Raw genomic sequence first — 8,714 nt, forward strand, 5'->3', positions numbered from 1 at the left:
ATGTCCTGTACTTGGTTCAGTTGTATGCAGCCGATATTAACCCAAAACCCAACAACCTAGATAGGCGTTTTCGCATTTATCGTGAAACGCTTTCGCATTTTCGTGCGCCGCTTCAGCGTTTTTTACTTTAAGATTAAGTTGCTATAAGAAATAAGAAGGGCTGCCGAAGGTCAATTAACTGACTTTTTGGACAGCTCTTTTTTTGTTTAACCTTGCAGAGGATTTTATTTTCCAAAAAATATTGACTACTATCCAAGGATTGGAATATACTTTAATTAACAATTAACAAATTGTTAATTAAAGGAGTTGGCGACATGAAAAGTAATCCATTTATCACACCGGATGGCTATACAAGTGATATTGCTGTCTTTACCATCACATCAGAGGTTCACGGAGAGTATAAACCGCCAATCAAGAAATTAAAAATTATGCTGATTAAACGAAGTGAATGGGATCATGAAGGCAATCCCAACATGGAAGCCGGAAAGTGGGCCTTGCCTGGAGGATTTGTACGACCGGCGGAAACGGCATTTCAAGCAGCAGAACGAAAACTATTAGAAGAAACGGGTGTAGATGGAGTTAGGATCAAACACTTTGGTGTCTATGATTCACCCGATCGGGATCCGCGTGGATGGATTCTATCAAATGCCCATTATGTCATCGCCAATGAAGCGGATTTACAGAGTCGTAAACAAACGATTGATGCAGCGGATATTCAACTATTTCCGATCGATGAAGCGCTTGCACTGAATTTAGCCTTTGACCATCGCCAAATCATAGAAGATGCCATTTGGTTTATTAAGAAGGATATGGCTTTAACCACACTGGCGCGGCATTTTTTACCTAGTGAGTTTGTGCTTTCTGAATTGCAGGGCGTTTTATTAACGGTTCTTGACGATTCCTCCATCCTGACGGATGCGGCCTTTTTTAGGAAAGTACCGACACTCCCGTTTATTGAAGCAGTCCATGAAAACGGAAAGCCAAAGAAATCCAATCGCTATTCGAAAATTCCTGCCCAGCTTTATCGTTTTACTGAGTTTCAACCGATCGTATCTGTGTACAGTAATAAAGTTAGAGGATAGGAAAAGGAGAGATGGTGATGAGGGTATGGAAGGATTGGACTCGATTCGAAATTGGCTGGTTAAGCATTTTTACGGCGGTTACGATTTATCTATTCTTTGCTTGGGAAGACTCACTAATCGGATTAATTTCATCAATTAGCGGGATGATGTGTGTGGTGTTAGTTGCGAAGGGGAAGATCTCTAATTATTATTGGGGAATCATTCAAACGTCAACCTATGCGTATATTGCCTTCGGCTATGGCCTGTATGGAGAGGTGATGCTCAACGCCCTGTTTTACTTTCCCGTCCAATTTATAGGGATTTATTTGTGGAATAAGAATAAAACCAAGCAGGGTGTGAAAGGTGAGGACGTAGCTGTTAAACGCCTGTCAAAAAAAGGCTGGATTTATACGATTGGATCTGTTCTTATATTGACAGCAGCTTATGGTTTTTTCTTGAAATACCTAGGCGGCAATAATGTTTGGACAGATTCAGCGACAAATGTGTTGTCGATCACCGCGCAAATTATGATGCTGAAACGATTGACGGAACAATGGCTTGTATGGATTGCTGTCAATGTTTTATCGATTTTCCTATGGGCAAGTGCGCTGGCGACTCAAGGTGGAAATGACTTTTCTATGCTCGTAATGTGGTCTGCCTTCCTTGTGAACAGCATTTATGGGTATGTCAACTGGCGAAAAATGTACAGCAAACAGATAAGGGAGGCGGCTTAAATGACAGTTGGTTTTATCGGAGGCAAGTTTCTGCCCTTACATCTTGGCCATGTGTATGCCATCATTCATGCATCTTCCATGGTTGATGAGTTATACGTCGTCCTATCCCATAGTGAAAAGAGGGACAGAGAACTGTGTGAGAATACCAAATTGAATTACATTCCTGCACAAGTTCGTTTACGCTGGCTATCGAAATTAACCAAGGATATGCCGCACGTAAAAGTCATATCCATTGAAGACAAGGATGACAATGAGCATTACAACTGGGCGGAAGGAGCAGGGCTTATAAAAAAGGAAATTGATAAGCCGATTGATTTCGTGTTCAGTTCTGAGCGTGAATACGAACCCATTTTTCAGGAGCTTTATCCAAATTCAAAGCATGTTTTACTTGACCCGAAACGTGCCCATGTCAACATCTCTGCCACTCAAATTCGAAAGGACGGTGTTTTTCAACACTGGGCGTACATTCCTGATGGTGTGAAACCGTATTTTGTGAAGAAGGTAGTCGTCATTGGAACCGAAAGCTGTGGAAAATCTACCCTGACCCAAAATCTTTCCAAAATCTACAACACTAGCTACGTAGAGGAATATGGTCGAACGGTTTGTGAAGACTTAGGAGGCTGTGATGGCATTATTATAGACGATGACTATCTGCAAATTGCCTATGGACATAAGATGAAGGAACTCGAAGCCATTGAAAAGGCGAATAAACTAGTGTTTATCGATACAGAAGCAATCGTGACACAATTTTACTCCAACTTATATAATCAAGTGAACCAGCCTGTATTAGATGAAATAGCTAAACGGCAGGACTACGATCTTTGGCTTTTCCTTGAACCCGACGTGCTGTGGGTTGATGATGGACTAAGAGTTCATGGAGATGCTGAAGCGAGAACTAAGAATAATCAACACTTAAAGACATTATTAAATAAGCAAAACATTGACTATAAAATCTTACATGGAGATTATAAGAATCGGCTTAATGGGGCAATAAGATATATAGATGAATTACTGAATAGTTAAAAGGTCAATATATTTTTGAATAAAAAGGTTTTATCAAATATTTATAGAATGAATTATAACGAAGATATTTTTGAAGGAGGCGTTAATTATGGCTGCAACTCAGGCAATTCTGCAATGGACTTTCATCTCCGAATGTCCGATTCCAAATGATGTGAATGAATTATTAGTGGACGGTGAAGTAGCAATGGCTGCTTACAAAACTATTCGTGATAGTGCAATTTTCACTAATAAGAGATTAATCGTAAGAGATGCTCAAGGTTTAACAGGGAAAAAGGTTGAGATTTATTCATTGCCCTATTCATCAATCAATATGTGGTCAACGGAAAATGCGGGGAGTTTCTTTGATGTAAATGCAGAGGTTGAATTATGGACCAGGGCAGGCCACATTAAGGTAAATCTTAAAAAGGGTGTTGATATACGTAAGTTTGATAAATTAATTGCTAATGCACTCCTTTAATTTGTTGTTTTCCTTTCTTTATTTACGAACGTACGTTTTGTGTTATAAAATATGTTTAAGGTAATAATGGTTGGTGGTTATTGCCATATGGAACATGCTAAGGATTGTATGAAAATTAGAACTAAGGAGCTGTTAAAAGATGTCAATTAGTTTAAACCCGTATTTGATTTTTAACGGTAATACGAGAGAAGTTGTCCATTTTTACGAGAAAGCACTTGGCGGGAAAGTGATGGGTATCACGACGTTCGGAGATATGCCGGAGGACCCGAATTATCCATTAACGGATGACATGAAGAATCGTGTGATGCACGCACACTTGAAAGTCGGAGATGCAGATCTCATGTTCAGCGATACATATGAAGGCATGCCTTATCAGCCAGGTAATACGATTCAGATGGCCATCCATCCAAAAGAAGAGGTCAGGGCCAAAGAAATCTTCGCCGCTTTGGAAGACGGCGGACAAGTGATTATGCCACTGCAGAAGACGGATTGGAGTCCATTGTATGGGCAAGTAAAGGACAAATTCGGTGTTACTTTCCAAGTGAACGTCCCAGCAGAGCAACCGTAGTATTAGCAAAAAGCCTTCCGTTCCACCACCAAACAAAGCCTCCTGTTCTCGAATGGACCGGGGGCTTTCTCCGTTCGTTTATCATTCATGAATGTTCTTCCATCTAGTGATTTTATTGAAATTCATATAGGAATTTTAAAAGAAATACCGAATTAATTACTACTCAAGGGATTCATCTTTTACAAATTCTTTTGAAATAACTGGTTCGAAGGGAGAACAAGGTCAATTGAAACGACAAAATAACATTCAGTATTACTGTTGTACAGAAGTTGAGGGTCGGTTTATCTACCAAGCCTTCCATACTGGGTTTTCCGATTATATCATTAAAATGGATATTTCTGAGGATGTATTCCTTGCGAGGTTCTTTGGTCCGGAAGGGAATAGGAGAGAGAACTCCTTTATTGCCTTTGATCAGGATGAACCTGTTGGTGTTATTCTAGGTGGGCTGAAGATTTATGAAGGCATCCAGACGATGAGATGCGGAACGTTGGCGGTTCATCCAGCATACAGAGGCAAGGGAATCAGTCAAAGATTGTTTGAACTTCACAAAGAAGAGGCAGTGAAACAAGGCTGTAAGCAGTTATTTCTAGAAGTGATTGTCGGTAATGATCGGGCGGTCCGATTTTACGAAAAACTAGGATATGAGAAAATCTATGATATTGTCTATTATACTCATGCAGATGCATCAATCTTTGAAAAACCTCGCTCGGAGTTCTCGATTAAACGAATCGATTTTGAAGAGTTCAAGAAAGCAGCGGGAAACTGGGACTATCATATTAATTGGCAGAATGATCTCGACTTTATTGAAAAAACAAATAATACCTATTTTTATCATGCTATGATGCAAGACCGTCTAGCAGGATGTTTAGTCATTTCAGCAGCCGGAACGATACATTTTTTAATGATTGATAAGAAGGAAAGAGGGAAGGGAGCAGGTACACAGCTTTTGCAAACAGCCGCTCTAGACCTCAATCTCTCCAGAATGTCGGCAGGTTTTCCTAATAACAGTCAGCTCGAGGGATTTTTAAAGAAAAAAGGTTTTAAAAAGGGTGAACTGAAACAATATGAAATGTACTTACTCCTTTAAACATAAAGGAAGAATGCCGGATGATTTGGAAAGGTGTGAAACTTAGATGGACCAAAAATACATAGAACTAAATTCGAAAACGATTGATAAGTGGGTGGAGGAAGGTTGGTTATGGGGGCAGCCGATAAGTCATGAGATTTTTGAAAAAGCAAAAAATCATGATTGGTTTGTGGTTCTAACTCCGACCAAGCCTGTACCAAAGGAATGGTTTGGCGAAATCAAGGGTGCCGAAATCCTTGGCTTAGCTTCTGGGGGTGGTCAGCAAATGCCAATCTTTTCGGCATTAGGGGCAAACTGTACGGTATTAGATTATTCAGAAAAGCAATTGGAAAGTGAAAGGGAAGTAGCAAAACGAGAGAATTATGAAATCAACACAGTCAGGGCCGATATGACAAAACCGTTACCATTCGAGGATGAATCATTCGACTTGATTTTCCATCCTGTCTCCAATTGTTATGTGGAGGATGTTGGGCCGATTTGGAAAGAATGTTACCGGGTGTTGAAAAGGGGTGGAATCCTCTTGGCAGGTTTAGATAACGGTATTAATTATCTATTTGATGAAGATGAAACAATGCTTACGAATCAGTTGCCATTTAATCCTTTGAAGGATCCCAAGCTATATGAAAAATCGTTAAAAAATGACTGGGGCATCCAGTTTTCACACACGATTGAGGAACAAATAGGGGGACAATTACAGGCAGGCTTCATCCTAACGGATATTTTCCAAGATACAAACGGTTCAGGTAAACTTCATGAATTCAATGTCCCCACTTTTTATGCAACAAGGGCGATCAAAAAGTAGCTAGGAAGTTTATCGTGATTAATTGTTTAGGGAGTGTCGAGAATATGAAGCAAAGTTCATTTCATACATTGGAGGGTAAACATATCTCCTTTAAGGAATTAAGCACAACTGATGCTGAAGAAATCCATAGCTATGCATCAGATATCGAAGTCTCACGTTTTATTGGCTGGAATTTAATGAACAGTTTGGATGATACGAGAGAACTAATTGAAACGATGCTTAACCGTGAGGCGGCAGATACGCATTTATATGCGTCTATTGTTCAAAAATCAACTCAAGAAATTATCGGAACAGCAATGATATTCAATTTTGATCATGAAGCAAACCACGCAGAAATCGGCTATGTTTTTCATCGCGACCATTGGGGGAAAGGCTATGGTACGGAGTGTGTGGCCTTGATGAGTGATTTCGCATTTGAATCCCTTCATCTGCACAAACTCCACGCCAGTGTGGTGGATGCAAATGTTGGCTCTGCAAGGATCCTTGAAAAGAATGGCTATGAATTAGAAGGAGAATTAAGGGATCACTATTTTATTGACGAAACCTATTTTAACGCATTACTGTTTGGAAAAATTCAAACAGAAAAAGATTAAGATAAAATGATCTTATAAAGGACCTCCAATTGGAGGTCCTTATAGTCTTCTTGAATTGGACAGTTTTGTTTACTTATTTTTCAAATAGGCAGAAAACTCTCCAAGTGTATTTTCTCCCCATTTAAGAGCAAATCGATCACCTTCCGCAACTGGCCCGACTCCCTCCGGCGTTCCTGTAAAAATGATATCTCCTTTTCCTAGACCAAAATGTAACGCACAAAAATCAATAATAGTCTGTAAATCAAAAATCATATTTTGAATATTCCCTCGCTGAACTTCCGCCCCATTCTTCTGAAGAGCAAAATCGAATTGCTTGCATCTTTCTAAACCCGGAAATTCAATAAATCGAGTCAATACAGCAGAGTGCGGAAAACCCTTTGCAAGTAGCCAAGGATATCCCTTTTTCTTTAACTCACTTTGCACATCCCTTAGAGTAAAATCTATCCCCAGCGCCATACGATCAACGAGTTCTTCCACTTTCATTCCCTTTTCATATGACTTCGCAATATGTACAACCCACTCCACTTCATAATGAATAGAACCACGATCACCAGGCAACTCGATTTCTTGTCCGCAAGTCTCCACCAATGCGTGCGTTGGCTTGGAGAACAAAAAAGGGGAAGTGGGAATTTCGTTTTTTAACTCCTTTGCATGTGATTCATAATTCCGGCCAACACAGTATATATTTCGGATTGTATTCATAAAAAAACTCCTTCCACTAAATGACTATATTTTAATACAAGAAACATTTTTACTTGCAAACATATTTCTAATATAAATTTTAACAGAAGAACTAATATTTTTTTCAGGCGGTTTTGAGGGAAATACAAATTATTTGAATTGTATAGTCTGCAAAAAAGAATCCAAACTAAAAAAGCGGATTACCAATTCACAAACGCAAACTGGTAGAGGTGGTGTAAAAATGTCTAAAAAGAAGAACAAAGAAATAAGGAATAATCCAGCAATGCCAACAACAGATGTAGAATTCGCGCAAGACGGACTTGAAAGGGTAGCATTAAAGGCTCAAGAAAAAAAGAAGAAGTAACCAAGAGGACTAAAACCGAAATCACTCCAAACTATTTAAAAAACGTGGAGGAATTAGATCTTTTAAAGAAAAAGAGTCATTCGATTTAGTCATCGATTGGCTCCTTTTCTACTTAGGTAAAGAATAATCTTTCAAAATTGTTGCTACTAAACTATTATAATTTTTGGTTTGCTTTCATTAACAATGCAATCTGCTGCTCATCTGTTCGTGGAATCTGTTCCAGTTGATTAATAACTAACTTTTGTCGCTGCGAGGAATGGTTTTGACTTAACTTTGATTTTCCTTCTATTTTGTTAATTTTAATTTTGAAACCTTGAATTCCTTTGTTCATACCAGCGAGAAACTCAGCGTCTACATCTTTCAAATTGTATGGACTGTCAGGAGCTTCGTACTTCAATACCATATCATGTAAGGAGCTCATTAACTCATCTTCATCCTTTAATAGTTCGACTTCTCCGTAAACATGAACGGTCACATAATTCCAGGTTGGAACTGCTTTGTTCGTCTCATACCAAGATGGGGAGATATAGCAATGCGGACCATGGAAAATAGCTAAGACCGTTTGATTTTCGATATCTTTCCACTGGGGATTCGGACGCGCAAAATGTCCATATAAGTAAGAATGATCCTTGTTTAGAATTAACGGCAAATGAGTCGCAAAAGGCATTCCATTATGTTGAGAAAAAAGGGTCGCAAAACTATTTTCCTTGATAATGTCGAAGGCCTCTGTTTCGTCTTTCATATTAAAATGGGCAGGAATATACATGTTTTTTTCTCCTCTCTGAATCTTTTCTTATAATGTTATTTATTTTGTCTAACTAGAATTTAATTGAAGTACACCCTTTAATAAAATGTTATGTAAGAGTCTTAGTCATGATCATGTCTATTTGTTCTTCATCGGTGTTGAACTTTAAATACCCAGCAACTTCATGATTTCTACTCTAACTTCAGAAAATCCTGCAAATAAATGAAATAGTGTCCTATACTAATTTTATCAATATTCTAAGAAAAATGAAAAAGCGGTGCTAATCCAATTGTGAATTCCAATTAGTCGTTCAGCATACTATAATAGGTGTGTTAGTTATAAAAACGTATTTTAAGAGGTTAATCAATGAAAGTATATAGACTAAAAAAGCAGTTTAATGGCTTTAAAAGAGGGACACAGTTTTACTTGATTAGTGAATCAGAATTTATTGGAGTGAAAGAGTTCGTTTTGAGAACGGAAGATTTAACAAATAGGATATTAATCAATGAAAGTGAATTTCTAAACCATTTTACTTATATAAAAGAAATCTTTTAATGAATTAAATGCGGTCGGTAACCATATTAAAACATGAGAAGACG

The 8,714-nt window shown here is 38.4% G+C and carries 11 protein-coding genes; 9 read left to right on the forward strand and 2 right to left on the reverse strand.

The genetic code is table 11. The annotated features are described in order from the left end of the window. The first annotated feature begins 314 nt into the window (after nt 1-314). The 8 genes from ACO1D1_RS23270 (at nt 315) to ACO1D1_RS23305 (ending at nt 6,325) form a co-directional block, all read left to right on the forward strand. On the forward strand, nt 315-1,082 hold the full coding sequence (locus ACO1D1_RS23270; protein WP_423337316.1) for an NUDIX domain-containing protein: 768 nt from the start codon (nt 315-317) through the stop codon (nt 1,080-1,082). A 17-nt stretch (nt 1,083-1,099) separates the two neighbouring features. Then, on the forward strand, nt 1,100-1,795 hold the full coding sequence (gene pnuC / locus ACO1D1_RS23275) for a nicotinamide riboside transporter PnuC (RefSeq protein WP_423337317.1): 696 nt from the start codon (nt 1,100-1,102) through the stop codon (nt 1,793-1,795). After that, nucleotides 1,796-2,818: a multifunctional transcriptional regulator/nicotinamide-nucleotide adenylyltransferase/ribosylnicotinamide kinase NadR gene (gene nadR, locus ACO1D1_RS23280; RefSeq protein ID WP_423337318.1), complete on the forward strand. Its 1,023-nt coding sequence runs from the start codon at nt 1,796-1,798 to the stop codon at nt 2,816-2,818. A gap of 88 nt (nt 2,819-2,906) precedes the next feature. Next, nucleotides 2,907-3,275 (forward strand): PH domain-containing protein, encoded by a 369-nt coding sequence (locus ACO1D1_RS23285; RefSeq protein WP_149870155.1) that lies wholly within the window; start codon nt 2,907-2,909, stop codon nt 3,273-3,275. A 139-nt stretch (nt 3,276-3,414) separates the two neighbouring features. Next, nucleotides 3,415-3,843 carry a VOC family protein gene (locus ACO1D1_RS23290; protein WP_423337319.1) on the forward strand — a complete coding sequence of 143 codons (429 nt, stop codon included), beginning with the start codon at nt 3,415-3,417 and terminating at the stop codon, nt 3,841-3,843. Between the two features lie 226 nt (nt 3,844-4,069). Beyond that, entirely contained in the window at nt 4,070-4,930 is an 861-nt protein-coding gene (locus tag ACO1D1_RS23295) for a GNAT family N-acetyltransferase (protein ID WP_423337320.1), read from the forward strand. Between the two features lie 46 nt (nt 4,931-4,976). Next, a complete protein-coding gene (locus ACO1D1_RS23300) occupies nt 4,977-5,732 on the forward strand; it encodes a class I SAM-dependent methyltransferase (RefSeq protein WP_423337321.1) in 756 nt (251 codons plus the stop codon). 44 nt (nt 5,733-5,776) lie between these two features. Then, nucleotides 5,777-6,325: a GNAT family N-acetyltransferase gene (locus ACO1D1_RS23305; RefSeq protein ID WP_423337322.1), complete on the forward strand. Its 549-nt coding sequence runs from the start codon at nt 5,777-5,779 to the stop codon at nt 6,323-6,325. A 69-nt stretch (nt 6,326-6,394) separates the two neighbouring features. Here the strand turns inward: ACO1D1_RS23305 and ACO1D1_RS23310 are convergent, their stop codons facing one another. Continuing rightward, nucleotides 6,395-7,027 carry a fumarylacetoacetate hydrolase family protein gene (locus ACO1D1_RS23310; RefSeq protein WP_423337323.1) on the reverse strand — a complete coding sequence of 211 codons (633 nt, stop codon included), beginning with the start codon at nt 7,025-7,027 and terminating at the stop codon, nt 6,395-6,397. A gap of 220 nt (nt 7,028-7,247) precedes the next feature. Between ACO1D1_RS23310 and ACO1D1_RS23315 the strand changes: the two genes are divergently transcribed. Then, complete coding sequence (locus tag ACO1D1_RS23315; RefSeq protein WP_263315353.1) at nt 7,248-7,370, forward strand: hypothetical protein; 123 nt, start codon at nt 7,248-7,250, stop codon at nt 7,368-7,370. 154 nt (nt 7,371-7,524) lie between these two features. Here ACO1D1_RS23315 and ACO1D1_RS23320 read toward each other — a convergent pair whose 3' ends face one another. Continuing rightward, nucleotides 7,525-8,136 carry an FMN-binding negative transcriptional regulator gene (locus ACO1D1_RS23320; protein ID WP_423337324.1) on the reverse strand — a complete coding sequence of 204 codons (612 nt, stop codon included), beginning with the start codon at nt 8,134-8,136 and terminating at the stop codon, nt 7,525-7,527. Between the last annotated feature and the right edge of the window lie 578 nt (nt 8,137-8,714).

This window comes from Neobacillus sp. 19 (genome assembly GCF_049463095.1).
Classification (GTDB): domain Bacteria; phylum Bacillota; class Bacilli; order Bacillales; family Cytobacillaceae; genus Neobacillus.